The organism is Nitrospira sp. NS4 (assembly GCF_049546785.1).
Classification (GTDB): Bacteria; Nitrospirota; Nitrospiria; order Nitrospirales; family Nitrospiraceae; genus Nitrospira_D.
In genome coordinates this window covers 29215-54281 of the sequence record NZ_JBMWAN010000006.1, presented here as the reverse complement: position 1 = coordinate 54281, position 25067 = coordinate 29215, and the positions used below count along the sequence as shown (strand labels likewise).

Here is a 25067-nt window from a genome sequence, read left to right as displayed (position 1 = left end):
GGGGCTGTGAGCTGGCTCGAAGACTCCACCCAGAATCTCTTCGAGCCAATGGTTGCCTCCAACCTGGCTTACACCCCCTGTTTTTTTGATAAGAATCGGGTTCGGGAGTCTTTTCTTGACTCACCCATATCTCAATCTCGCCACGTGGCAGTTCTCAATTCGTCGTTCGTGAAGCGTCGTTCGTCACTCGTCCGAAGAAAGAACCTATGGCTTATGGATTACGCAGGAGATTCGACTGAGCGGCTATTTATGGGTGAGCCGAAGGAGAACGCTTCCCAAGGTTGAGGTCAGGTCCGATCCTGAAGGTCAGGTAGGCGGGCGACGTTACACACGAGATCCTGAAACCCTTTCCTCTCCTCGCTCCTATTATCGAAACGCCTCATGGCCGTTTGGCTGTCACCAGATCAGAGGGAGAACTGAATTGGTCGTCTCGATGTAAGGCTTCGTATTCAACCAGGTAACGGCGAAGCCGGTCCTGGTTGGTGCGACTCATGGAAAGAAACTCAATCCCGCACCGGTTCCCCATTGCCCACCGCACCTCCGCGCGCTCTATGGCAATCGTGGCATCGTCGTCCGGCGGGCGCAGTACAAGACTCAAGCTGCGCCACAAGGGCAACGGCTCTTTCACGGAAAGACAACAGCCGCGCGGCGACAGATCCATCGTGAACCCGTCTTCCCTCCCTTCCGTATTACCTACGGTAAATGACGCCAGCAGTTGAATGGGGTACCGCACACCATCACGATGCTCACTCGTAACATTCATGTTCATACTCCGTCAGTTCGCCCTAATTCCTATGCGGCTGGCCGCAACAAGTAACCGGGTTCCTGATAGTCCGCAGGCTTTTTTGCCTGTACGGGCATCTGCCCTAAACAGGTGAGGACACAGTCGGCCGGAGAGGTCTTCACGACGCTCGGACGGAACAACCTGTCGACTGCCTGCCACCGGTCGGCCAGATCTTCAGCCAGCCCCTGAGAGAGAATCGCCCAGCGCAAGTAGCGCTCCCGCAGATCGGCCTGCTCTTCGGTGATATACATGTGCATATGGACCAGAGCGGGAGTCCCGCCGCGATACTCATGGGTTCCGCCGAACGCGCTCACCATGAATTCGGTTTGCTTGTCGATGAGCATCTGCCGGCTCTTGCCGTAAAAGAATTGCCCCAGCCAGGCATCGGCAAACAGCGCCTCATAAAATACCTCGTGGACGCGCCTCACAACTGGCTCCCCGCCGATGGCCGTCAACAACCCCTCATCGATCCGCAGGAGCCACCCGGCCCGGCGTTCTATGCCCTTCCAAGACTCACGCTCCCCGCTGCGGCGCTCGCGCTCTGTCGGCATGGCGGCCAGGGCCATCAGGTCGGCGACATCGGCATAGACAGTGCGCCACGCCCGCTCCATGTCGGCAGACCAGTCTTCTCCCAACGTCGTCTTCAACGTCTCGCACAGCGCATCCTCGATCGACCGCAAAAACAGGTGAAAGTGCCGATGGTATCCCCGATGCCGTTCGCCCATGACCTGCAGCAAGGGGGCAAGCGTCTCGAGACTTTTCACATTCCGGAACGTGAGGAAGAGGTTAACGAATTTCCGCTGACGGAACGACTCGCTGCCTTTGAATGCAGCCTGCGCGGCTGGCGCCAGCACAAAGAGGCGCGCAAAGAACCGTCGGCTTATTTCAGGAAGTCGCCCTTCAACCTGTTCGACACATTGGCCCACTAGGAGTCGCTCCTCACGCGTGCTCAGGAGTGGTCGCTCCCCCTGCTTCATCCCGCTGACAATCTGCTGCTGATTTTCGACTCCGACATTCCTCCTCACCGGAACCTCCCGTAGATCCTGCCATCATCAGAGAACTATGGTTGACACGCTGCTGATGCCGCCCCGGCAGAAGCTGCCCTGCCCGTAGGCTTGTATCCTGCGTTGTTTCACAGCCGCTCGATCAACACTCGATGGTCACGCCTAGCGTCCGCAATAAGGGTGCTCATAGCCCCCCATTCCTTCACCGGACCGTTCGAGCATATGTGTCCAGACCGCTACTCCCCCGGAACAGCGCTCGCTATGTGCCCTTCATAAACCGGGTGCCTCCGGACATCCTGCGGGTCAGGCATCCCGTTGATCAGCCTCTTCCAGCTGGTGCCTTTTTCTCGCCCTCCCCTTTTGTCAGGGGAGGGTAAGGTGGAGTAAAAGAGGGGCCGCCCGGGCATACCGGCGTCAATCCAAACGGGCACCCTGCTCACAGACCCGCACGAAATCCTGACGCACCCTAACCCGATTTCAGGCCCGCGCATACAGCAGGAGATAGATCAGATAGGCCGATGCCATGGTGCCGGTGAAACTCCCGACCATCAATCGCCCGAGCCGCCGATGGGACGACACGGAAGCAATCATCGCCCCCATCCCCGTCCCGTTCCGCAGCTTCGTCATCCCGATATACAAGTTGTAGCCGGCCAAGCCCACTGTCGTCAGGGCCAGGACTGTGTGGATCACTAGAATCGGGACATACCATGTCCAGTATTGGGTGGCCGACCCGCCGAATCGCTCCGGCCCCAGCACCACCTGCTTGCACACATAGACGACCAACCACACCCCTCCCACGGTGCAGGTGGTGAACATCCAATGCGCATGGGCCTCGACATGACCGGCTCGCGCAGACCGCACTCCCCGGATCGCCGAGACATACGCGCCGGTCAAGACTGCCAGGATGCCCATCCAGACCATCGCCCTGCTATCCATCATCTCACCGGCTCCTTCCTCGCGTGCGAAGGCACGCCCCGAACAGTTACGTGCCTTCGTTCAAGCGGGCGATGAGCGTCCCGGGAAAGTCGGCTGCCCGCATGTCGCTCACCGTCTGCGCCACATCGTAGTTGAGCGCATGCAACACGAGTTGGCGCTCCTCCGGGTCATAAATTCCGAACTGCGCCGCCGTACGCCCGTTCCGCGGCTGCCCCACCGATCCGGGACAGATCAGGCAATGGTCATACTCCCCCAGGGACTGGCTCGCTTCCTCGCAGCGCCGATCGCCGCGTTTCGCTTGTCTGGCATAGACGCCCGGCATGTGCGTGTGGCCATGAAAGCAGATGGGCAGTCCGCGCCGCTGGAGCAAATTTAAGTTGTCTTCATAGGTCATGTGATAGACATAGGCATTGAAGAAGGACGGATCCAGCGGCGAGCCGTGCACGGCGATCCACCGGTCGCCATGCAGAACCGGCGGCAGGGCCTGGAGCCATTTCCGATCCTCCTCCTGCAACTGGGCGCAGGTCCATTCCAGGCTCCATCGGGCATGCTGCGTCATCCCGCTCTTGATCTGCCCCGTCACTGCCGCATCATCGTGATTGCCTTTGAGCATCACGAAATTCGTCTGCCGCAGCCGCTCAATACATTGCCGGGGATGAGGCCCATACCCGACCACATCGCCGAGCACGATGCCCTCCCGCACGCCGACGGTCGTGAGATAGGACAGGACTGCCTCCAGCGCAGGAAGATTGCCATGGATGTCAGCCAGCACCGCCAGCGGTTTCCCCCCGGCTCTGTCGACCAGGCAAGGGCCTCCCCGCCGACGCTCGACAAGGCCCTCCTGGATCGCTTCCAAAACCTCCCGTCGCGCCGGAGCGGGAATAAAGACATCCCGCAGCTGTTCGGCCAGCGACAAGGCTCCATCGGAATCGCCGAACTGAGTGAGAATCCCCTGGCGGAGATATTTCCCCAACTCGCCCCCGAAAGGGACCGTCAGCCAATTCAGCGAACGCACGCAGGTCCCGATCATTTGTGCGGTCGTGGCGAACCGGTCCCAGGAATAGGTATCGTCATCGAGATAGTAGAGCGTTCCGACTTCATCCAGACCGAAGTTGGACAGGCCTTCGTCCAGCGCCAGGCCGGACGCCTTCGCGACACGAAAGTTCATCGCAAACAGCTGCTCTAGCCAGCGCAGCCACCGGAGAGCCTCGCCGGAATCGGCCGGCTCCCCGCGAAGAATGGTATGGAGGGGCGTCAGCTTGGGACAGATGCTCCCGATGAGGGGCGGACTGTCGACGGTCTCTTGAAACAGGAACCACGTCTTCAGCGGATGATGCACTTGAATGGCGCGTTCCCGGTCGAGCGCCTGCCGGATCCACTGGAGACCGGTCGTCCGGTCCAGGCGGACTTCGGACCGGAGCTTGACGACATCCCGCTCCCCCGCGAAGATATGAGTGGCCGGACGTCCGGTGTATTCACTCCCATGCGCCAGACGGGTCGCATCGACCTGCATCACCGCTTCCACCGCAGCCGAGTCGTAGGCTGCGACGTCGGCGAGTGATCCGATCACTTCGACTGTCGTATGCCGATGCATCCTGTGTCCCACATTTCCCCGTTTGTCCCGTCACCTACCCGTCAGGCGACACATCGTGAGGTCGTCCACACCCGGTTATGCCGATCCGACCGCCGGCGCCGATGGATCGACATGAACCGTCTCATAGCCTCACTGTCCTTACGGGCACAACGGGGTAAGCTTGGGAAGATTGCCCTTGACCCCGGCCCAGCCCATTCCAAGGTTGGTCTTTTTACTGGTAATCAACACCACTGCGGCATTGGGCTTCTCAGGAATCGTGGCAATAAAGTGATAGGTCGAATCCGTCGTCATTTGCACTTCCTTGATGGAATTCTCGACCTTCTTGCCACGCGTGTTGGAGAGCAGGCTTTCGACCGCCTTGACCGTTTTGCCGCGCAACATGTCCACCGCTGCGGCCGCCACCGCATCCAGGTAGGACTGGGTAAAGTACGGCACGTTATGCGCCACCCCCAGCAGCAAGCCCGATCCCAGGTCGATAACGCCGCAGCCCAACGAGCCATCCACCGATCCGATGATGTCCTTACATACGTCATTAATCGAAGCCATGATCCCCTCCCTCACGTTGGTTGATGAATAGGACCGGCCGGCAGTGCCGACAAAGCCGGCCCGCCGGTTCGTCCCCTGTCCGCCCGCGACCACTTACTCCCTCACGCCGTCACGCGGTGGCTGGTGAAATGTTTCCGCGCAATATCCTCGGCAGTTCTGCGCGCCCAGCTCAACAACGCACCCAGCCCGTTCTTGGACTTCGTCACACTGATCAAGACACACACTCCCTGGACATGATTGAACAGCACCAATCCGTATTGACTCTCCGCGATCACGACCTCACAAGCGCCAATCCCCAACTCAGCCGTGATCGTGTCACCGAGGGCCATCAACGAGCTGCCCATCACCGCCGCCCGTTCGACCTCAAAGGCGCCCCGCTGCTGCTGCGCGCGCAAACGGCCGTCGAGCGTCGCGATAATCGCGGCGTCCACGACATCGCAGTTTGAGAGATACGTATCCAACTCCTGTTCGAGCACACGGGGGTCAAGATCTTCCGGTACCGATGGCATGATGCCTCCCTCCATGTTCCAGCATGGTGACAAGGGCGTCGAGCAACGTGACCACATCGACCGTACTGCGCGGATCGACGGTGAACACCGGCCACGGCTTCTGGCACACCTGCAAATAATGTTCATATTTCTCGAGGCCCGGCTCGCCGGCTTCATCCCGATGGGTGACCCCGATCACCATCGCCGATTCGTTGATCAGGTCCGCATACACATAGCTGTAATAATCGAGCTCGGCTAAGGGATCCTTCACCCGGTTATCGATTAAGACCACCAGCCCCAACGCACCACGGCAGAGGATGGTGCTCATAAAGTCGTAGCGGCGCTGGCCCGGAGTCCCATAGAGGCGCAGTTTCTGCCCGCCGGAGAGAGAGAGCTCCCCGTAATCCATCGCCACCGTCGTATGGCTTTTCAGGCGCCCGACGTAGTCGGATGCCTTGACGTCGGTGCGGATCGGGACAATGTCGCTGATCGTGTTGATCGCCGTGGTTTTTCCTGCCGCCACACTGCCGGCAATGATCACTTTCACCTCCCGGAGATCGGGGGTCCCGGCAAGCCGCTGAGAGGCCACACTCCTCAGCCGGGTTTTCAAATTGCTGAACGGGTCGCTCTGAGGACGATGGACGACAGGTTCTGCCGCAGCAGGAGGCGGCGCCTGCGCCATGCGCACCGACAAGTCATTGAGAAAGGGAATGACCTTGTGAGTCCTGATGGGCCTCTCAAGGACCCATTGCGCACCGGGAATCGGCTCTTCTGAGAGAGCAACGGGCACAGGATGCGTGAGAGCCTGATTCCGCTCCCAGGCCAGCCTGGCACGGGGGTTTGTCACATCATAGATAACCGCAGCCGCAGCGTCTCCGCCGGTATTGACCCTCCAGTTTCGCGTCAGTTGATCACTGCCGAAGGACAGAATCATCGAAAGCAGCATCACTTCCGACTCGGCCACTCCCTCAGTTGCAATATAAAGTGATTCCATTACACCAACCTCTTCCATTGCCACCGGTCCATACTGTCAGTCCTCTCCCTGCGTTGTGTTGCAGCCAATCCGACAACCTCATGAAGCGAGCCGGCTTGCTCAGAAACGTCGCCTTCCTAACGTGCCGACTGGTCATTGACTCTGCACGCCACATGCCATGATGCAACCCGATGCATGTACAGACGACTGGACAGTTCTTTTCCATCAGTAAGGTAAAACCCTAAGGTGATGGAACTTCAGCGGTTTCCGTGTCTGATGAAACGGAGGAGATTGATGGAGGAGATTTCAGAAGGAAAGAATCATTCAAGGACTCGACTCTGCTCACACCATGCCGTGACCTAAGTCACGCAAGCGCATGAGCGGAAGCATTCTCCAGTGCGCTATCAACCGCATGCATACGCCATATTTTGGCACGATGTACACTTACGCGCAGGGCCAAACGGACAGTACGGAATACGACCTAATTCTATTTGGAGTGCTAATGCCGTTCTGTTACCATGCCCTCTCAATATCTACCGAGGTGAATCGTGCGCGTACAAGATTTGGGACAAGCACCTACGACGGCCCTCTGCGATACCTGCCCTTCCCCGGACCGGTGTCTCACGCGACCGCTATTTCAGCATCTCCAGGATCAACGATCATTGGACATTCGGGTCAGCGCCTATTCGACCGCCACATGGGTCATCAGACAACACGAGCCTCAGGTCGGCATTCACATTATCCGCGACGGGTGTGTCGCGATCTCGGCCGAGCGGGCGGATCACCGGGAGACCGTCCTCTATCTGGAGGGGCGGGGCGTCATCATGAATCTGGAGGATTGGGTTCTCGCCCGTCCGACCTACTCCCTCTCAGCCAGAACCTTGACCGAGAGCACCATTATCTTCATAGGAAAAGACGATCTCCGCCGCCTCTTCACGGAAGATCCGGCAATCTCCAGGCTCATGACCGCACACCTGGCCCGCAGGATGGAGGTGATCCGGCGACGTCACATCGCGCACTTGACCACCAACGTCAAATCACGCCTCGTGAGCGCCTTCCGTGAATTACTGGAAGCCACGGGGCAGCATCAGTCACGGGAAGCCCACTTCGAATCTCCTATCACTCGCCAACTGCTGGCCGATATCGTCGGCGCCGCCCCGGAGTCGATCAGCCGGGCGATGACCGAAATCGAAACAGAAACCTTGATCATCCGGAACCCCTCTCGCATTTCCATTCCCGACGTGCCGCGCTTCATTCACTATTCGAATAAAGCAGCCTATGAGACCGCTCCCGATCGGCCTTCCAGGAACCAAGATCGCACCACGCCATACGAACTGCTGGAACAACAGTAACGCTAACGCCTTTCAGGACGGCCTGCACATCCTCATTTATATCGGGCAATCAGCGTTCATCCCGACTGGGGAGATGCGCCACAGACTCCTGCCATTCGCCGGCAGTCATCAGCTCACATTTTCCTCAATCGTCCCCCATCCCCTCGCCTTGCCATTCCGACAGGGCTTACGTAACGATTGCGCGTGCGATTCGACTGATCAGTCATTCCCCCCTGCACTCTCCAGGAGATACTTCAGGCGTCCTCACATTGATATGGGAGCGATGGTGAACGTCACGAAGATGGATGAGGAAGGGAAGAAGCAGCCAGACCCTCTGGCCTATCGGGTGTCGCGGCATGAAGATACGGAGGATGCGTTTACAGTCCACTGCATGAGAATCACCTGGCCGGTATCTGCCGCTGTTTTGGTCCTGGCACCAATTCGACAGAGTACGGTCTGGCCCGGTTGCTTCTGCGCTGTTCCTCCTGCAACCTGGAAGCCCGCTGCTCTTATGAGGGACGTTGGACTTACCGGCTTGCGATGCGCCGTTCGGCCGCCCAACCACAACCGTCACGATTGGTCCCTCCCGGCTACCCTCCTTGATCCGGGACAAAAGAACGTTATCTAATAACTGAGCGGAGGTTGGTGAGAGGAACACTCAATGATATCGAGGTCGGGTGTAGGGGCGGTGAGCAGGCCCACCGACGGGTGGGAAGCCTAAAACCCCTCCGAGATCTCCACAAACAACACAAATCTCTCTGAACCTGCTTCCGCTCCGGTTTTTTTGAATCCCTATTCATTTACGGCTCCTCAACCGCTGGTAGTGGTGTTTTTGCAACCCATATGAAGCGTACTTGATTTGCCGGGCATCGTGACTAACTACAAAGTGAGAGGAGGTGTTGGTCGCTTGCTGAAGGTCAGCAGCCTTTTAAAGTGTTTGACTCGCCCTTATGCTGCCAGCGTGCACAAGGGCACCGTTTCTGTTTCAGTGGCGGGGTTATGGTTCAAGGTACGCGCTAGTGTCGCTCGGTGCCAGTAGGCACGGCCGTCGATGCGAGCCCGATGACCACGGCGCGGGGCAACATCGCCTTAAGCGACTGAAGGGTTGCCGAACCTGATCCCGGCTGGTCGACAGACCCGGTGATCCACATAAGGGCGGGCCGTTTTTTATGGTCACACCGTCAACGGGCCCCGCACGATTATCCTCTCCCGAACTCATTCTTGACGACGGATAGTTGATGGCTATTGGATAACTAGGGGCTGTGAGCGTAGCTCGAAGACTCCACCCATCATCTCTTCGAGCGAAGGGTTGCATCCAACCTGGCTCACACCCCCTGTTTTGTTGATCAGGATAAGGGGCGCGGGATTTTTCTACTCACTGTTTTACTATGCGTGATGGTCCAGCGTTCGGCGTTCGCGAACAATGATTGTTCCCGGCTTGCGGGATACGACTCGCGGTCCCTTCTTTTCATCACAGGATCCCGTTCAGCTATCTACTCCCACCCTTCCTCCCCTTCTCGCCTTGCCCTTCCGTAAGGGCTTATGTAAGGATTGGCCGTGCGATCCGACTGAGCAGTCATTCACCCCCCGCACTCTGAAGGAGATACGCCATGCCTCCTCAAATCGATATCGGCGCGATTGTGAAGATCACGAAGACGGACGAGGAATGGAAGAAGCAGCTATCCCCCCTCGCCTATCGGGTGTTGCGGCACGAAGATACGGAGCGCGCGTTTACCAGCCCGCTCCATGAGAATCACCTGGCCGGCATCTACCACTGTGCCGGATGCGACCTGCCGTTGTTTTCGTCCGAGCACAAATTCGACAGCGGCACAGGCTGGCCCAGCTTCTGGCAGCCGATCGATCCGAAAGTCATTGAGACGCGCACCGACTCGAAATTCTTCATGACCCGTACCGAGGTCCACTGTGCCCGTTGCGGCGGCCACCAGGGCCACGTCTTCGAGGACGGCCCCAAACCGACCGGCCTCCGCTATTGCATCAACGGCGTGTCGCTTAAGTTCGTCGCAAGCTGATTGCATCACGACGACTCGACGCTCTGCGTCCGAATTCATCTTCACCCGTTCGTGGTATGAGTCCGCTCCCCTGAATGATGGGTAGCACTGCCCTCTCGATCTCTGTACAATCGCTTTTGATTCATTCTGGAGTTATATCAATGCCCTGTCGAGCTCTCCGTCTGTGGGCGCTTGCTCCCTTGACTGCCATGCTGCTTTCCTGCGGCGAGGGGTCTACCATGCCCTCTGCCCAGACCGATCCCTGTTCATTGATTACCGCGGCAGAAGCGGAACGGGCACTGGGCGAGCGGGTCCAGGCGGGAACTCTCGCTGATCCGAACACCTGCGTCTTTAAAGCCCGCCGCAACAATTCAAACGCCGTCACGGTGCAGGTCGATGAAAGGCCGGGGAAGGACCGGCGCACCTGGTTCAACAAGGAACGGCTCCGGCGGGACAGCGACCTCATTCCCGGCCTGGCCGACGGAGCGGTGAGGGTCTATTCCCCGCCCGCCCTGGCTCGTCTGAGTTTTATCCGTGGACAGGCGCTGGTGACGGTGATGGTCTCTTCCATGACTCAGAAGGATCTCCCGGACTCTGTCACGCTGCTGGGCAAGACCGCCGCATCCCGCTATGGAACTCCGGTTCTGCTGGCTGCGGAACCACCCGCTCCGTCGTCCGATCCCTCACGTTCCGCCTCGACTGATTCCTCCATGCCCCCGGCCGCTGCTTCGCACGCGAGCCCGGTGACGATGACCCGGACGGGTCCCGCCCCGCCGGGTACCTCCACCGGACCGACCAGATCCGCCCCGGTCAACCTGAGCGAGCTGGCGGGCACCTGGCACGCGCACTCGTCGCAGGGCACGATCAAGCAGGAACTGCTTCTCGTCATTCAACCGGATCGCGCCTGGTCGCTGTCCTCGATGATGCAATTCGACGGCGTCGTGAATGCCGAAGCCGGACGCTGGTCGCTCGAACGGTCGAATACGTTCAAGGGCCTGGCCTGGAAAGGCACCTATCTCACGGACAGCCCGCAATCGTTTTCCAGCACAGGCAGCCTCCACGCTACCTGGACCAGGCTGAAACCAAAGCAGAATCCTGCACAGATTCCCGCAGAACTCTGGAAACTCCGGCACGAGGCGACCAGCGTACCCGTCTTTCAACTGAAGACCGTCGATCCCACGCTCGTCGGTCGCTGGGAAGGGACCGGCACCTACGCCGGAGGCACGGCGGCGTTTGTCTGGTCGATTAAGCCCTCCGCGGCGGCGGATCTCCTGATCCTGGACACGATGGGCGGAACCATCGAGACTAAAGCCGGCATCCCCCGGCTTCAACCGGAGCAGAAGGAGCAGCGGACTCTCGACATCGTGACATTCCATGAAGGCGAATTCACCACCAGCGACGGGAAGACGAATGTCCGCTGGACAAAGGTTCTCTCTCCACAGTCGCGATCCCCGCAACTGTAATCATCAGGACATTCTTTGGCTCATGCCTGTCAGACGGAGACGCATGTCATGACTCAGACTTCCGAACCCATCGGATTTATCGGCGCGGGACGGATGGGCGCCAATATGGCGCGGCGCCTCCACGAACTCGGTTTCGTCCTGTAGGCCGTCTACGATCGCCACGTTCCCGCGGCGACCGCGCTGGCGGCCGAACTTTCCTGCAAGGCAGCCCCGCATCCGGCGGCCGTGGCCGAAGCGTCGAAGATCGTCGTCACGGTCGTGACGGACGATGCGGCCATGGAACAGATCTATGAGATCGACGACCAGGCCGGCCTGCTCGCGCACGCCCAGGGCCGTCTCTTCATCAACTGCGCCACCCTCTCCCCGGCCATTCATCGAGAGATTGAGGAATTGGTGGAGGCACGCGGCGGGGTTTCATTGGAAGCCTGCATGGCCGGCAGCATTCCTCAGGCGCGCCAGGGAACGCTCTACCTCATGTGCGGGGGAAAACCCGAGGTTTTTTCGCGGGCGCGGCCGATTCTCGATGCAATGAGCAAGACCGTGCGCTACATCGGTCCGGCCGGAACCGCGGCGCAAGTGAAAGCGCTCGTGAATATGGTCATGAACTGCAACACGGCGGCCCTGGCCGAAGGGCTCGGGCTGGGCGCGGCGCTGGGACTCGACCTCACCATGCTGCGCGAGGTGTTCAGCCAGACAGGAGCGGCCTCGCGAGTCCTGGAAACGGATGGGGAGGATATGCAGCAGCGCGCGCACGACTGTTACTTTTCCGCCGCCCACGCCGCGAAAGACTCCGGCATCGCGGTGGCCCTGGGCCGGGCCGCCGGCCTCCGCCTGCCCCTGGCGGAAGCAACGTTACAGCAGTATCAACGGTTGGTCGCAAGCGGAAAAGGCGAGCTGGATAAATCGGCGATTGCGGAACTGACGTTTAAGGATCGCCGGGCGGGATAAGGATCCGTCTTCATCCTGCCTTCTCCGGAACACCGACCGGTCGGGCCGCGGGCTTCAGACAGACTCCTGCAGACCGACCGCCACAGACCTACTGAATGAGCTGCCCGATCCGGCCTGCGAGCCACAAGACCAAGACCATCGCTCCGATCACCGTACTGAGACAGACGAGCAGGACAGCCCCCACTGCCAGCCAATCCCCCGCGGTCGATCGGGCCGTCGCGGGCCCGGCACATTCCGCCAGAAGCCGCGCATTCAGACGGTTGCTCTGGAACCAGACGGAGAAGGCATCCCCCGCGAACGGAATCATGCCCACGACCCCGTTGATGAGCAGGTTCATCCCCATGCGCACCAGGACGATTTTCGGCACCCGGAGGCGGGCGGCGATGAGCAGAATGACCGACCCCACGGCGCTGGCAAACGCATCCCCGATCCCGGGAACCAGACCGAAGAGCGGATCCAGCCCGATCCGGATCTGTGTCCCCGGGATCGCAATCGCCGAATCCAGCACCCTGGCCAACAGTTCAGCCGCCGACCGCAACGCCTGCCGTTCCGGATCGTCGTCGGACACTTCACTGTCATGAGGAGACCTGCGCGCCATGGACCTACCCTACCATGTTCCGATTGCGGGGACAGCCCGTCGACGACAGACCGGCTTCCGGTTCTGATCGACAGAGCCGCGAGTACCAACATGACCTCACGACAACGGCTACCGGATAGTCTTGAATCAGGTTTGCCGGATAAATCGCACCACCTCCGGCGCCCGGACGAAGCCGACGAGCTGCTCGCCCTCCGGGCCGACCAGCAACGGAACGCCGCACTGCCCCGTCTGCCGCCACTCATCATCCCATTGCTCGACGGACTGCGCCATCTCCTCAGGCGCGCTCAGCACATCCTCTTCGGTCACGCCGGCGAAATTCCCGAGCAGGGCAGGATCAGAAAGATCAACCCCGTCTCTCCAGAAGGCGACATACAACGCGCGCACCAGCTCTTCCCCCTGCCGTGGATCGCGGGAGAGGACACGAGCCGCCGTGAAAATCGCCGCCCGGGTATTCGGTTTCCCGCGAGGCACCGCAATAGGCAGGGCCGGCGCCAGCCGTCCGACCATGGCCACTTCATGGCGGAGTTCAGCGGCCAGCGCGCCATTCCATGCGGCCATCGGGACCGGCAAATGCGGGGCATGTTGCCCCCCCCCGCCACTCCACGCGCTCGCCTAACCCCGATTCCCGCAGCTGCTCGTGCATCGCATAGCAGAAGGGACAATTGAAATCGCTGTAGAGCACCACCCGCTGTGCCTGTGCCTCACTCATCTGCCTCTCCAACGAGGATCGTCGCTCTGTCCCGCGTACCCTAGCGGAAGAGGGAGCGGAACGTCCATCCATGACTTGTGAATCTTCGTCATTCTTGATTTCCTTGTCATCGTCAACCGGAGCGCGCGACGCACTGGCGCGCTGAGCGCTCTATCCGGCATGTTCTCCTTCCTCCGAACCACTTTAGGTCTCTTCCTGTGGCCGCGATAAGACCGTGATGGAGAAAAAGGTGGCGGCCGGCTGGTTCTTTCACGTGATCTCGGTTAGGATCTGCGGCATTCGTGTACCGGGCTGCCGCCGGCCTCGATACAACATCACCCGTCACGTTGAGCCATGCCCACCGATTTGTCAGGCAGCCGTTTTTCGGTCACCTACCGGCTGCATGGTGCAGGCGGCCAGACCCGGATCACCGCTGAGCGTCTCTGCGCGGACCAGACCATTGAAGCGCCCGCCGCACTCCTTGCATCCTGTCCTATTCCGGCAGACCTGCTTGGACGGCTTGAAGATTACTCCGATCACGGCCATGACACCGCCACCGCCCGCATCAGTTTCTCCATGGACCTCTTCGGCCGCTCGATCCCGCAACTTCTCCACACCCTCTTCGGGACCGCCAGCCTGACACCGGGCATCCGGGTCATGGATCTCCACCTGCCATCCCGCCTTCCCGAGGGCTGGCCCGGTCCACGCTACGGCATCGCCGGAATTCGTCGTCTGCTGGCAATCGCGCGCCGCCCCCTCGTCTGTGCAGTGCTGAAACCGCTCGGACTCTCGCCGCAGGCCCTGGCCGCCCTCGCCTCCGAGTTCGCACGAGCCGGCGTGGATCTCATCAAGGAAGACCAGGGACTTGGCGACCATTCCTTTTGTCCCTTTGAAGAACGGGTGTCACGCTGCCTCGAGGCCGTCCGGTCCGCGACGCGCTCAACGGGGCGCCGCTGTTTATATGTGCCTCATGTCGCCGGATCGCCGCATGAGGTCTCGGCGCAGATACGGTTCGCCGGGCAGGCGGGAGTCGACGGTTTTCTCCTCTCTCCCGGACTGATCGGGTACGCAACCGTCCATGAATGGACCAACAGGGCGGAACGTGCCGGCCCGATTCTGGCGCACCCCGCCTTTCTCGGCACCTATGCGGCTCATCCCGACAGCGGGCTTTCGCCGCGCGTCCTGTACGGCCAACTCCCGCGCCTCATCGGAGCCGATATCAGCATCTTCCCCGCCTGTGGATCAGGGTTTCCGGTCTCGCGGGCGGACTGTCGGGACATCGCCTCGGCCTGCCGCGAACCATGGAGCACGTTGGAGCCGATTTTTCCTACTGCCGCGGGGCGGATGAACGAAGGCCGGATCGCGGAGATGCTGGACATCTTCGGACGTGACGTCGTCTTTGTGCTCGGGAGCCGGGTCCGCCTCGATCCCGCCGGCGTCACCGCTGCCTGCGAACGATTTCTGACCACTCTCGAACACCTCGCCCGCTAGTCCGGTATTTCTCATTCTGCTCCATCCCTGACCGGTCGGCCGGAGCGTCGTCCGACGCGGCTTCGAAGCGAACCGCTCAGGCTGAACACAGCCGGTGACAGCCCCGGCGGCATCTGAGACGCCCGGAGGTCGTCGGGCCGGGAGAAGCCCTCTTCTTCCGGAGAGCCTACATAGCAATCCCTTTCGCCACTATGCTATGTGACATCCATGACTCAGCCGCAGGTTCTGCTCCTGACTCCCCCGCTCACGCAACTGAATACGCCCTATCCTGCCACCGCCTATCTGACGGGTTTTCTGCGGTCGCGTCAGATCCCCTGCGAGCAGGCCGATCTGGGCATTGAGATGGTCCTCAGGCTCTTCAGCCGGGCAGGTCTTACCCGGGTTTTCGACGCCATCCGCCGGCAGAGGAGCGACCTCCCCGGAGAAGCGCAACAGATGCTGGCCCTTGAGCAGGCCTACGTGACGGCCGTCGACCCGGTCATTGAATTCTTGCAAGGGCGGAACCCCTCACTTGGCCCGCTCCTCGCCCGTCCCGGTGTCCTGCCGCAAGGTCCCCGGTTTGCCGGCCGAACCGGAACAGCCTCGCTGTCCCGGGGCCTGTCGGAGCTGGATCGCGCCAAACAGTTCGCCACGTTTTTTCTCGAAGACCTTGCCGACCTCGTTCAGGCAACCGTCTCTCCGCAATTCGCCTTGAGCCGTTATGCGGAGCACATCGCCCGGTCCGCCTCATCATTCGACACGATCATCGATGCGCTGTCCGCCTCACCCAGCCTGACCGACCAGTTCATGCTTGATGCCCTCTGGAGCCACGTCGAGCGCATCAAGCCGTCACTGATCGGTCTGACCGTACCGTTTCCGGGGAACGTCTACGGGGCCTTTCGGGTCGCGCAGGCAATCAAGGCTCATCGGCCGGATATTGCCGTCACCCTCGGCGGGGGCTATGCCAACACCGAGCTGCGGCGGGTTTCCGATCCCCGCGTGTTCGACTATGTCGACTACATCACCCTCGACGATGGCGAGCTGCCGCTGCTGTCGTTGGTCGAACATCTGGCGGGAAAGAGACCGCGCAGGCAACTTTGCCGGACCTTCTATCGCGAGAAGGGACAGGTGGTCTTTGCGGATGACGCATCCGGCCTGGATTTCCGCATGGGAGAGACCGGCTGCCCGACTTACAGCGGGTTGGCGCTGGACCGGTATCTTTCGATCCTGGACAGCATCAACCCCATGCATCGGCTCTGGTCGGAAGGCCATTGGAACAAATTGACGGTGGCCCACGGCTGCTACTGGAAACAATGCACGTTTTGCGACGTGGGGTTGAACTACATCAGCCGCTATGAGATGACGCCGACCGACCGGCTCATCCGGCAGATCGAGCAATTGATCGCCGAAACGGGCTGCCGGGGGTTTCACTTTGTCGATGAGGCCGCGCCTCCCGCCGCCCTGAAAGCGCTGGCCCTGGCGCTGCTGGAACGGGGACTGACGATTTCATGGTGGGGCAATATCCGCTTTGAGGAGGCCTTCTCCCCAGACTTGTGCCGCCTGCTGGCCGCATCCGGTTGCATCGCCGTCACGGCAGGTCTTGAAGCGGCTTCGGATCGCCTGCTGGAGAAGATCAAGAAAGGGATTACCGTCGATCAGACCGCGCTCGTGGCCGCGGCCTTCAAAGACGCAGGCATTCTCATCCATGCCTACCTGATGTACGGCTGCCCCTCCGAGACGGTCCAGGAAACGGTGGACTCGTTGGAGCGGGTCCGGCAATTGGTGGCGGCGGATCTCATTCAATCGGCTTTCTGGCACCGCTTCACCGCCACCGCTCACAGTCCGATCGGACTGGATCCGGCGGCCCATGGATTACGCATCGTTGGTCCGGCGTTTGAGGGATTTGCAGAAAACGATCTCCTGCACCGGGATCGCCGCAGCAACACACCGGAGTGGGTCGGCGAAGGACTCCGGCGGTCGATGCTCAATTATCTCGAAGGACGAGGGCTCACCCTCGATGTCCGCCGATGGTTCGACCAACCTGTGCCAAAACCACGCGTCTCCGCCGCCTGGATCCGGCGTCTCCTCAAAGACCGGCTGGTGAAAGATCATCCTCAGGCGGAACGCCGAGTCGTATGGCTCGGCGGTCAACCGGTCTGCGAACCTGCCGGGAAAAGAATCAGGCTCATTCTGCCGGCACACGCCAGCGACCGGGCGATTACCGTGACTCCGCAGCAGGCTCAGTGGCTGAACGATCTCATTCTGCAGTCCACCCCCCGCGCCGACCGGTCGCATCCCTACCCCCTCCTCAGGGAGGCGGGCGCCGCATTTCCAGGCCCCCCGAAGGAGTTTGAGCAATTCCTCCGTTCTCCCGCCTGGAAAAAGGTTCGCGCCACCGGCTTGCTGCTTGTCTAATCCCCTCTCCAAACGACGAGGGCGGAAGAGGCCTCAGCCCCTCCCGCCCTCAACGCACTCTTGCTGTTGAACTACTTATTCGGCTGCGGCGTGTACCGGAGATAGGGCTTCACCGTCTTGAAGCCCTTGGGGAACAGCGTCTTGGCTTCGGCATCGTTCACGGCCGGTGTAATGATGCAATCCTCGCCGTCTTTCCAGTTGGCCGGTGTGGCGACTTTGAACTTCGAGGTCAATTGCAACGAATCGATGACCCTGAGCAATTCATCAAAGTTCCGGCCACATGAGGCAGGATACGTCAAGGTCAACTTGATCTTTTTGTCCGGTCCGATAATGAAAACCGACCGGACTGTCATGTTATCGATCGCGTTCGGATGGATCATGTCATAGAGCGTCGCAACGGTCTTATCCGGATCGGCGATGATCGGATAGTTCATCGTCGTGTGCTGCGTCTCATTGATATCGTTGATCCAGCCCTTATGGGAATCCAGCGGATCCACGCTGACCGCAATGACTTTGACACCCCGCTTCTTGAACTCCGGGGTAATCTTGGCCACCGTCCCGAGTTCAGTCGTACAGACCGGCGTATAGTCCTTCGGATGGGAGAAGAGAATGCCCCACCCGCCGCCGAGCCACTCGTGAAAATTGATCGTGCCTTCTGTCGTCTCCGCCGTAAAGTTCGGCGCCTCATCCCCCAAACGCAGTGCCATGTTGAACTCCTTTCGATGATAACCACGGGGTCTTCCCCCACTTGATCGTCGCAAAAATGATTCCTAACTTACTGACTTCCCGCCTTGGAGTGCAAGCCCTCCCTCTTCCCATGTCGGGATGAACTCCCGGCAAGGATCCAGACCACCGACCGCCCCTCCCCCCTCCTGACAAAGGAGGGGCCGCCCGGGCATACTCGCGTCAATCCAAACGGGCACCCTGCTCACAGACCCACAGGAAATCCTGAAGCACTGTAGTTTTATCCGGATCCTCCTCGTGGCAGGCTCAGGCACCAACCTCTGCACGGCGACACTAATGCGCGGTTATTTTGAGGTCGGTCGGCACTGTGGCCCCGGTCCCCTCTGCGACAGCGGCTTCGACGAGATAAATTCGCGTTTCCTCAATTTGGCCTTGCTGAGTCAGCCATTCTCGAATCCGTTGGGCTCGTTCCTGGGCCAGCAGGCGCAAGGCTGCCTCTTCAACGACTATGGTTCCCAGCAAGCGGTCTTTCATATCCGCCGCCGACAGCGCCGGCTTCTCGGATGAGTTCCCCGTAAGAACCTCCCTGGCAAACCATATCGCGATCAACCGTGTTTCCTCTTCGACTGAGAGCGGTCCATCAAGCGTGTCTTGTCGAGCGGGCTTGCCGGACTCTTCCTGTTTGAGCCGGCGCAATTTCTCACGAAACTTCTCTTCCGCGATGGCACGGGCATCCAGCTTCCTGTCGGCCACTCCGCCGACATCCAGCGACAGCCCCGGCCGTTCCGTCAGCACGGTGGCCAACAGGGTGAGTTTCTTGACCTCCGCCTCTGCCAGTTCACTGCGTCCCGCCGGAAACTCCACAAAACTGAGTTCCTCCCCGCTCCCCCCGATTAAGGCCCCGACCAGGGACAGCGGAGACGTTGCCGCTTTTCCCAAAAGGTTGAGGAGCACGTTCAACAGCACACGACCGTATTTGAAATCCGGATCGTCCAGGTTGCCGCGCACCGGGAGATCGAGGTCGATCTTCCCGGTCCGGTCCTTGAGAAGCGCTACCGCGAAGGCCACCGGTAATGAGAGCGCATCGGGACTATCGGTCTTGTCGCCCAGGGTCAGTTGATCGATTACAACCTTGTTCTCCCCCGCCAACTCTTGTTTTCCAACCCGATAGACGAGATCGAGAAACAATTTTCCTTTCGTAATCGGGTGACCGGTATATTTCCGGACATAGGGCGAAGCCACTGAGAGATCGACGTTCTCGAACTTGAGCGACAGGTCGGTATAGACCTCTTCGCTGAGCGGGTTGATTTGCCCTGAGATACGGAGCGGCGCCACCCGGTCCACCTTCCCGGTCAATGCGACATCGGCCTTTGCCAACTCGCGCGACGAGAGTCCCTTGATCGTTCCGGTCAGCTCCGTGATGTCGGCCTTCCCCATCGGCTCGATGGACAGATCCCGGAATCTCGCCGACCCTTTGAGCAACTTCACGATCTCGATGTTGGCCGTCGCCGGCTTGGCCGGCTTCTCCGGAGATTTCTTAACCGGCTGTGGAGGCCCCCCCGCAGGAGGCTGCCTGGTAAGTTGAGCCAGATTCAACGTACCGTCCCGTTGCACCACCAACGAAACGGCCGGCTCCTGCAGCACGACTTCTCCGACCTTCACCGAAGTCGGCTCGACTTCCAGCGCCACACGGTTCAAGGCCAACCGTCTCCACGAGACGACCTCATCGAAATCCTTCCGATCCGTGATTGATACACGGTTGACCGCAATATTGCCCTGAAAACTCAGGAGCGGACTGCGGCCATGCTCCTTCGCAACATGCAGCTTTCCGCCAAGATCCAAAACCCCGTCCCGGATATCGACCTCAACGAAGGGGTCGAGATAGGGCTGGAAGTGACGCAACCCGATCTCCTTCAAGCTGAGATCGAGATCGGCCGTCAATGGTTCGACGAGAACGGAGCCCTTCGCTCCTACCTGGCCCGTTTGATTCAGCTTGAAGGCCACCTCCACTCCGAGCGCTTCCCGCAAAGGGAGCCTCACCCCCCTCACCGTCAGGTCGAGCCCTTCGATCTCCAGATGGCTGGGTCGCTCCAGAGTTCGATCCTCGAACATCGCCCGGTAATTATTCAGCGTCACCTCTTTGACCTCGACAGCCCATGGCCTGTCCGGCTGAGCCGCCACGGCCGCGTCCGCCTTCCGCTTCCCGACCGGCGCCTCCGGTTCTCCCGGTGGTGTGAACAACTGCTGGTAATTCAAGACACCGCCGGGATTAATCCAGGCCTCAAACCGCCCACCGGCTGAATGCACATGGGCGGCTGCGGCCTGCCTCTTGAGCAGATCCACATTGATCCCGTCGATTGAGAAGGACGGAATCGTGATGACCGGCGCCTCAGAGCCCTTCTCTCCAATGGCCAGATCGAGGATCGACAGGGTCCCGTCCTTGACGACGACGTTCGGAGCCGCACCCTTCAGATCGAAATGGTACTGCCCCCCCACCGACAGCTGCCCCCGATTCACCTCGAACCCGACACGGTCCCGCACATATTCATACAGCGCCTTCAGATTCACGCCGCTAAGACTGAGCTTCCCGTCCGACTCCAGCGGCTCCAGAGACACGCGCCCTTCCCAGGCAAGTGATTCCCCTTTCCCGATTTCAGCCGTGAAAGCATAGGCATTTTCGCCCCCCTGCACCGTCGTGAAATTGCGGAGCGAGATCTGAACCGGCACGATACTCATTTCGAAGGGCTTCCGCTTGGACTCGTCTCGAAAGTCGACAATACCCCGCTCGATCGTCAGTAACCCGATTTCCAGCGGGACTGATTCCTTTCCATTCGGAGGCTCACTGTTCCCGCTCGCCGCAGCGGCGTCTTGGTCCGGCGGCGGCACAAGGGCGAGGAGATTCATCCTGCCGTCAGGCAGCACCTTCATCGAGACAAACGGCATCACCAGGCGGATCTCCTCGAAGGCATGTGATCCTAAGAAGAGCGTCTTCGCCCGGACATTGACAAAGAGCTGCTCAAACCCGAGGAGAGGCGTCTGGTCCGGCTCGCGAATCTCCAGCCCGTCGATGGTCAGCGATAAGGTAAACGGATTGAGCGCGACGTCCTTCACCAGGATGGGGTGGTGAATCGTCTCCGCCAGGGCGGGAACCACATACTGTGTGATGATGTAGGGGACCGCAAGAAACCCGATGAGGCTATAGAGAAGGAGAAGAGCACCTGCAATGATGGCAAGAACCCGAGGACGCAGCATTCAACCCATGCTCGATTCGTCGTGTGGTGCGCCCGGCTGGAATCGAACCAGCGACCCTCAGCTTAGAAGGCTGATGCTCTATCCGACTGAGCTACGGGCGCACTCGCTGGCGGTGTATATCCCGTTGCCACAAACTATGAAACTCCCACTCGAGTCTAGCCGGATTTGGTCGGGGCGATAGGATTTGAACCTACGACATCCTGCTCCCAAAGCAGGCGCGCTACCGGGCTGCGCTACGCCCCGACGATCGGCGCTGATTGTAACGACCGCAAGATGGCCTTGGCTTGCACAAAGGCCTTCGCTCGATGGCTGATCCGGTTCTTCTGCTCAGGCGTAATTTCCGCGAGCGTCGCGCCGGCCTCCGGCACGTAGAAGACCGGATCATATCCGAATCCGCGCGACCCGGCGGCCTGCTCGGTGATGGATCCATCCAGCACTCCGCGAGTGACCTGTACCGTCTCACCCGGGACCGCGATAGCCGCCACTGTGATGAACCGGGCCGTCCGTTTGTCGCGCGGCACCCCGGCAAGTTCCTGAAGCAGCTTCCGGCAGTTGTCCTCGTAGGTCGCATTCTCACCGGCATAACGCGCGGCATGCACGCCGGGCCTGCCGCCCAGGGCGTCGACCTCCAGGCCTGTATCATCAGCCACCGCCGGAAGGCCTGTGGCGTTGGCAATCACCCTGGCCTTCTTGATCGCGTTGGCCTCGCAGGTCTCCCCGTCTTCTTCGACTTCCGGCGCATCCGGGAAATCAGCCAGCGTGCGAATGCGGATGCCCAGGTCGCCGAGCAAGGCATCCAGTTCTTCCCCCTTATGCCGATTTCTGGTGGCGAGCACCAATTCCTTGATCACCGGTACCCCGTTAGTCCAGCGAGCCGACCAATTCTTTTTGAATCGCGGTCAGCCGCTGAATCGCCTGCCAGCCAAGGGCCAGGAATTCATCCATGTCTTGTTTGGCAAAGGGAGTCCGCTCAGCGGTGCCCTGCACCTCCACATAGCGGCCCCGGCCGGTCATGACCAGATTCATATCGACTTCGGCCATCGAGTCTTCGGTGTAGGCGAGATCGACCATGACCTCTCCCCCGACTTTTCCGACGCTGATCGCAGCCAGATAATCGGTCAGGGGAATGCGCTTGATGAGGTCTTTCTTCTTCAGAACCGCAAACGCGTCGGCGAGGGCGATGAATGCCCCGGTGATCGAGGCCGTCCGGGTCCCGCCATCGGCTTGAATCACGTCGCAATCGACCCAGATACTGCGTTCCCCCATCTGAGTCATGTCCGTAACGGCGCGCAACGCACGCCCCACGAGACGCTGAATCTCCAGCGTTCGCCCGCCCTGCTTCCCCTTCACCGCTTCCCGCGGGGAACGGTCATGCGTCGCGCGCGGTAACATCGAATACTCTGCGGTAACCCATCCGCTCCCTTTTCCCTTCAGAAACGGGGGCACTTTCTCCTCGATCGAAGCGGTGCAAATGACCTTGGTATCACCCATTTCGATCAGGACCGATCCCTCGGCATGTTTAATAAAATTCCGGGTGACTTTTACCGGTCGATGTTGGTCTTTTCGCCGACCGTCAAAACGGACTAATCCAGCCACTGCGCTCATCTCAGACTCCCATCAGCAGAAAGTGAGGGTGCGATTATAGTGGAGCATCCGGGAAAGCGCAAACCAACCGGCATGGTGTCTCCGGATGCACGCTCGGGTTCCTTTCTCTCTCCTCCCCCGACAGATCGCGATTCCGCTCCTCGTTTCCTGTACAAATACGGCAGGCGCTGACCCCATTTCCGTGCAGTTTCTGCCGGGGCACGGCGGCATCGCTTACCGCAGAAATAAACCTACCCAGATCTCCGCTTATAGCACGCAACGAAACGCTGCTTCATTTCAGTGAATTCGCACGCACGCCGTGCGCCTTGTCGGGAGATCTACAGCCCCTCAATGACGGGCACAGAAAGATCAAATGGCACAAAAGGTGCAGCCGCCTTCTTTGTTCATTCAAAGCTAAAGAGTGGCCGGGGAAAACCGATAAGGTACCCAGATCGAGAACCATTTCCACCCGGAACACAATCCCCGAATCAACATGACCACATCACTTGAACGGAACACACAGCACGCCCTTCTTGAAAACCGGAAGATTCTGGTCGTCGATGACGAAGAACCCATCCGACGGCTCATCGGCTACCTCCTCCAGACACACGGATACACCGTCACCCTGGCGGCGGATGCGCGTGAAGCCCGGCAGTTGCTGGACCAGGAACCCTATGCCCTCATGCTGTGCGACGTAAACATGCCGGGTGAATCCGGCATGGATCTGGTTCGCAATATTCTGGAAGAACGTCCGCATACCGCGGCCATCATGGTCACCGGGCTCGACAGTTCCGTTCTGGCCAACGCCGCGCTCGATATGGGCGCCTTCGGATACATCGTGAAGCCGTTTGAATCGAACGAAGTCCTCATCGATGTGGCCAACGCCCTGCGACGCCGCAAACTGGAAATTGAGAATCGCCTCCACCGTGAACACCTTGAGGACATCGTACACACCAGGACGATGGCGCTCCAGCAGGCGCTTGAATGGCTCGAATGCCGCGAGAAAGAGCTGCGCCTGTCCCGCGAAGAAACCATCCAGCGGCTGGCCATCGCCGCCGAATTCCGGGACAGCTCGACCGCCAGGCACATTCACCGCATGAGCCACTACTGCGAGCTGCTCGCAAAAAGACACGGACTTTCCCCCGAACGGTGCGATCTCATCCGCACAGCCAGCCCCATGCACGACATCGGCAAAATCGGCACCCCCGACCATGTGCTGCTCAAACCGGGAAAGTTCACCGCCGAAGAGTTCGATGTGATCGCGCAGCATGCCGAGATCGGCTACAAGATTCTCTCCGGCTCCGATTCCGACCTGCTTAAAGTCGCGGCGACCATCGCCTGGACCCATCATGAGCGCTACGACGGAACCGGCTATCCTCGCAAGCTCAAGGGCGAGGAGATTCCCGTCGAAGGCCGTATCGCCGCGATCGCCGACAATTTCGACGCCCTCACCACCGCCCGCGTCTATAAGCCGGCGTTCGACTTTGAACATGCCCGGGAACTGATGGTGAAGGAGCGGGGCACACACTTCGACCCCGAACTGCTCGACCTCTTCCTCTCACTTGAAGAGGACCTGCGGCGCATCCATGATCACTACGCTGATACCGCGAATCAGAACCTGCCCGAGGCAGCCTAGCCGGATCTTCGCAATTCATTGACCGTCTCTCCCCTCACCGATATACTTTTTTCAGCTGTCGGCAGACTCGTCTCAGCGCCTTCAGCGGCCCATCCCCCGCTCCAGGTTGAAGAAAGGGTTGCCTCTCATGGCAAAGAACACCGCCCCGGTCCGCACGCGTTCCACCGCCAGAAACTGGATTGCCTACTTATGTGAGGCCCTGGTCACCTCCGGCGTCATGCCGACGTGGGAAGCCGCGACCTACCTCACCGAGAATCTCTTCGGCGAGAAACCCAATCCGAGGCTCTTGATACCGTCAACCCCCCATGAAGCCACCTCCCAGTTGCTGCAACGCCTCTATCAGCCGATCGCCGAGGCCGCCTCACGGGAAATCGGCCTGCCCGCAGCCGCCAAGCTCCATGTCTTCACCGACATCAGCCTGACCGGCAACTCCGCTGTACTCGTGATCTACTTTCCCGGACCGCATCATCCTCAGCATCTGCTGTTGCTGGACGCGGTAAAAGCCTGGGATTTGGTGTTTGTCGATGCCGAGTCATTTAACAGTTGGGCGGAAAAGCGGTATCGGTCCATGCTCCAGGCCTTACAGAATGTCGCCGTCACCGACGAGGCATTGAGCACCGCCGTCTAGCACAGGCAGGCCTTCCCTCGTCCGAACCAGACAGGA

General features: G+C 60.1%; 22 protein-coding genes, 2 tRNA genes and 1 pseudogene. 9 read left to right on the top strand and 16 right to left on the bottom strand.

All coding sequences use genetic code 11. From position 1 onward, the window contains the following. Positions 1 to 379: 379 nt before the first annotated feature. The 7 genes from ACO9S2_RS16255 to ACO9S2_RS16225 form a co-directional block, all read right to left on the bottom strand. Entirely contained in the window at positions 380 to 763 is a 384-nt protein-coding gene (locus ACO9S2_RS16255; protein ID WP_423723448.1) for a PilZ domain-containing protein, read from the bottom strand. 29 nt (positions 764 to 792) lie between these two features. Next, complete coding sequence (locus ACO9S2_RS16250) at positions 793 to 1809, bottom strand: globin domain-containing protein (RefSeq protein ID WP_423723447.1); 1017 nt, start codon at positions 1807 to 1809, stop codon at positions 793 to 795. A 456-nt stretch (positions 1810 to 2265) separates the two neighbouring features. Then, entirely contained in the window at positions 2266 to 2727 is a 462-nt protein-coding gene (locus ACO9S2_RS16245) for a DUF420 domain-containing protein (protein ID WP_423723446.1), read from the bottom strand. Between the two features lie 43 nt (positions 2728 to 2770). After that, the gene (locus ACO9S2_RS16240) at positions 2771 to 4318 is read right to left on the bottom strand and encodes a metallophosphoesterase family protein (protein WP_423723445.1); all 1548 of its coding nucleotides are present in this window, start codon (positions 4316 to 4318) and stop codon (positions 2771 to 2773) included. 138 nt (positions 4319 to 4456) lie between these two features. Continuing rightward, positions 4457 to 4864, bottom strand: a complete 408-nt coding sequence (locus ACO9S2_RS16235; protein ID WP_423723444.1) for a hypothetical protein — start codon at positions 4862 to 4864, stop codon at positions 4457 to 4459. Between the two features lie 101 nt (positions 4865 to 4965). Then, a complete protein-coding gene (locus tag ACO9S2_RS16230; protein ID WP_423723443.1) occupies positions 4966 to 5373 on the bottom strand; it encodes a roadblock/LC7 domain-containing protein in 408 nt (135 codons plus the stop codon). After that, positions 5348 to 6346: a GTP-binding protein gene (locus ACO9S2_RS16225; RefSeq protein WP_423723442.1), complete on the bottom strand. Its 999-nt coding sequence runs from the start codon at positions 6344 to 6346 to the stop codon at positions 5348 to 5350. The genes ACO9S2_RS16230 and ACO9S2_RS16225 overlap by 26 nt, the downstream gene beginning before the upstream one ends. A 641-nt stretch (positions 6347 to 6987) precedes the next feature. Between ACO9S2_RS16225 and ACO9S2_RS16220 the strand changes: the two genes are divergently transcribed. From ACO9S2_RS16220 to ACO9S2_RS16200, 5 genes and pseudogenes are all read left to right on the top strand, one after another. Next, positions 6988 to 7677, top strand: a complete 690-nt coding sequence (locus ACO9S2_RS16220; RefSeq protein WP_423723441.1) for a Crp/Fnr family transcriptional regulator — start codon at positions 6988 to 6990, stop codon at positions 7675 to 7677. A gap of 1589 nt (positions 7678 to 9266) precedes the next feature. Then, on the top strand, positions 9267 to 9686 hold the full coding sequence (msrB, locus tag ACO9S2_RS16215) for a peptide-methionine (R)-S-oxide reductase MsrB (protein WP_423723440.1): 420 nt from the start codon (positions 9267 to 9269) through the stop codon (positions 9684 to 9686). A gap of 218 nt (positions 9687 to 9904) precedes the next feature. Continuing rightward, positions 9905 to 11128 (top strand): hypothetical protein, encoded by a 1224-nt coding sequence (locus ACO9S2_RS16210; RefSeq protein ID WP_423723439.1) that lies wholly within the window; start codon positions 9905 to 9907, stop codon positions 11126 to 11128. A gap of 48 nt (positions 11129 to 11176) precedes the next feature. Then, a pseudogene (locus ACO9S2_RS16205) lies at positions 11177 to 11623 on the top strand (NAD(P)-dependent oxidoreductase); the annotation flags it as partial. Further along, entirely contained in the window at positions 11603 to 12076 is a 474-nt protein-coding gene (locus ACO9S2_RS16200; RefSeq protein WP_423723521.1) for an NAD(P)-dependent oxidoreductase, read from the top strand. The pseudogene ACO9S2_RS16205 and the gene ACO9S2_RS16200, both read left to right, overlap by 21 nt. 88 nt (positions 12077 to 12164) lie before the next feature. Here ACO9S2_RS16200 and ACO9S2_RS16195 read toward each other — a convergent pair whose 3' ends face one another. The 3 genes from ACO9S2_RS16195 to ACO9S2_RS16185 form a co-directional block, all read right to left on the bottom strand. Continuing rightward, positions 12165 to 12674, bottom strand: coding sequence for a DUF4112 domain-containing protein (locus ACO9S2_RS16195; RefSeq protein WP_423723438.1), 510 nt, complete (start codon positions 12672 to 12674; stop codon positions 12165 to 12167). 126 nt (positions 12675 to 12800) lie between these two features. Further along, positions 12801 to 13232 carry a hypothetical protein gene (locus ACO9S2_RS16190; protein WP_423723437.1) on the bottom strand — a complete coding sequence of 144 codons (432 nt, stop codon included), beginning with the start codon at positions 13230 to 13232 and terminating at the stop codon, positions 12801 to 12803. Next, positions 13201 to 13383 (bottom strand): DsbA family protein, encoded by a 183-nt coding sequence (locus ACO9S2_RS16185; protein ID WP_423723435.1) that lies wholly within the window; start codon positions 13381 to 13383, stop codon positions 13201 to 13203. The genes ACO9S2_RS16190 and ACO9S2_RS16185 overlap by 32 nt, the downstream gene beginning before the upstream one ends. Before the next feature lie 333 nt (positions 13384 to 13716). On the opposite strand from ACO9S2_RS16185, the gene ACO9S2_RS16180 reads away from it, so the two are divergent. Further along, entirely contained in the window at positions 13717 to 14853 is a 1137-nt protein-coding gene (locus ACO9S2_RS16180) for a RuBisCO large subunit C-terminal-like domain-containing protein (RefSeq protein ID WP_423723434.1), read from the top strand. Positions 14854 to 15060: 207 nt separating this feature from the next. Further along, entirely contained in the window at positions 15061 to 17247 is a 2187-nt protein-coding gene (locus tag ACO9S2_RS16175; protein ID WP_423723433.1) for a B12-binding domain-containing radical SAM protein, read from the top strand. Between the two features lie 71 nt (positions 17248 to 17318). Here ACO9S2_RS16175 and ACO9S2_RS16170 read toward each other — a convergent pair whose 3' ends face one another. The 6 genes from ACO9S2_RS16170 to rph all read right to left on the bottom strand — a co-directional run bounded on the left by ACO9S2_RS16170 (position 17319) and on the right by rph (position 22788). Continuing rightward, on the bottom strand, positions 17319 to 17954 hold the full coding sequence (locus ACO9S2_RS16170) for a peroxiredoxin (protein WP_423723432.1): 636 nt from the start codon (positions 17952 to 17954) through the stop codon (positions 17319 to 17321). Positions 17955 to 18264: 310 nt separating this feature from the next. Further along, entirely contained in the window at positions 18265 to 21183 is a 2919-nt protein-coding gene (locus tag ACO9S2_RS16165) for a DUF748 domain-containing protein (protein WP_423723431.1), read from the bottom strand. Between the two features lie 24 nt (positions 21184 to 21207). Then, positions 21208 to 21284, bottom strand: a tRNA-Arg gene (locus ACO9S2_RS16160). A 65-nt stretch (positions 21285 to 21349) separates the two neighbouring features. Beyond that, positions 21350 to 21426, bottom strand: a tRNA-Pro gene (locus ACO9S2_RS16155). Next, positions 21417 to 22031, bottom strand: a complete 615-nt coding sequence (locus ACO9S2_RS16150; protein ID WP_423723520.1) for an XTP/dITP diphosphatase — start codon at positions 22029 to 22031, stop codon at positions 21417 to 21419. The genes ACO9S2_RS16155 and ACO9S2_RS16150 overlap by 10 nt, the downstream gene beginning before the upstream one ends. Positions 22032 to 22044: 13 nt before the next feature. Next, the gene (rph, locus tag ACO9S2_RS16145) at positions 22045 to 22788 is read right to left on the bottom strand and encodes a ribonuclease PH (protein WP_423723430.1); all 744 of its coding nucleotides are present in this window, start codon (positions 22786 to 22788) and stop codon (positions 22045 to 22047) included. A gap of 472 nt (positions 22789 to 23260) precedes the next feature. Between rph and ACO9S2_RS16140 the strand changes: the two genes are divergently transcribed. Together ACO9S2_RS16140 and ACO9S2_RS16135 are read left to right on the top strand one after the other, a co-directional pair. After that, positions 23261 to 24403, top strand: coding sequence for an HD domain-containing phosphohydrolase (locus ACO9S2_RS16140; protein ID WP_423723429.1), 1143 nt, complete (start codon positions 23261 to 23263; stop codon positions 24401 to 24403). Between the two features lie 127 nt (positions 24404 to 24530). Further along, entirely contained in the window at positions 24531 to 25031 is a 501-nt protein-coding gene (locus tag ACO9S2_RS16135) for a hypothetical protein (RefSeq protein WP_423723428.1), read from the top strand. The last annotated feature ends 36 nt before the right edge of the window (positions 25032 to 25067 follow it).

Coding starts and splice junctions, on each gene's coding strand:
- ACO9S2_RS16255 (WP_423723448.1), bottom strand. CDS start 763: ATGAATGTTACGAGTGAGCATCGTGATGGTGTGCGGTACCCCATTCAA.
- ACO9S2_RS16245 (WP_423723446.1), bottom strand. CDS start 2,727: ATGATGGATAGCAGGGCGATGGTCTGGATGGGCATCCTGGCAGTCTTG.
- ACO9S2_RS16240 (WP_423723445.1), bottom strand. CDS start 4,318: ATGCATCGGCATACGACAGTCGAAGTGATCGGATCACTCGCCGACGTC.
- ACO9S2_RS16235 (WP_423723444.1), bottom strand. CDS start 4,864: ATGGCTTCGATTAATGACGTATGTAAGGACATCATCGGATCGGTGGAT.
- ACO9S2_RS16230 (WP_423723443.1), bottom strand. CDS start 5,373: ATGCCATCGGTACCGGAAGATCTTGACCCCCGTGTGCTCGAACAGGAG.
- ACO9S2_RS16225 (WP_423723442.1), bottom strand. CDS start 6,346: ATGGAATCACTTTATATTGCAACTGAGGGAGTGGCCGAGTCGGAAGTG.
- msrB (WP_423723440.1), top strand. CDS start 9,267: ATGCCTCCTCAAATCGATATCGGCGCGATTGTGAAGATCACGAAGACG.
- ACO9S2_RS16210 (WP_423723439.1), top strand. CDS start 9,905: ATGCCCTCTGCCCAGACCGATCCCTGTTCATTGATTACCGCGGCAGAA.
- ACO9S2_RS16200 (WP_423723521.1), top strand. CDS start 11,603: ATGTGCGGGGGAAAACCCGAGGTTTTTTCGCGGGCGCGGCCGATTCTC.
- ACO9S2_RS16195 (WP_423723438.1), bottom strand. CDS start 12,674: ATGGCGCGCAGGTCTCCTCATGACAGTGAAGTGTCCGACGACGATCCG.
- ACO9S2_RS16190 (WP_423723437.1), bottom strand. CDS start 13,232: ATGGCCGCATGGAATGGCGCGCTGGCCGCTGAACTCCGCCATGAAGTG.
- ACO9S2_RS16185 (WP_423723435.1), bottom strand. CDS start 13,383: ATGAGTGAGGCACAGGCACAGCGGGTGGTGCTCTACAGCGATTTCAAT.
- ACO9S2_RS16180 (WP_423723434.1), top strand. CDS start 13,717: ATGCCCACCGATTTGTCAGGCAGCCGTTTTTCGGTCACCTACCGGCTG.
- ACO9S2_RS16175 (WP_423723433.1), top strand. CDS start 15,061: ATGACTCAGCCGCAGGTTCTGCTCCTGACTCCCCCGCTCACGCAACTG.
- ACO9S2_RS16170 (WP_423723432.1), bottom strand. CDS start 17,954: ATGGCACTGCGTTTGGGGGATGAGGCGCCGAACTTTACGGCGGAGACG.
- ACO9S2_RS16165 (WP_423723431.1), bottom strand. CDS start 21,183: ATGCTGCGTCCTCGGGTTCTTGCCATCATTGCAGGTGCTCTTCTCCTT.
- rph (WP_423723430.1), bottom strand. CDS start 22,788: ATGAGCGCAGTGGCTGGATTAGTCCGTTTTGACGGTCGGCGAAAAGAC.
- ACO9S2_RS16140 (WP_423723429.1), top strand. CDS start 23,261: ATGACCACATCACTTGAACGGAACACACAGCACGCCCTTCTTGAAAAC.
- ACO9S2_RS16135 (WP_423723428.1), top strand. CDS start 24,531: ATGGCAAAGAACACCGCCCCGGTCCGCACGCGTTCCACCGCCAGAAAC.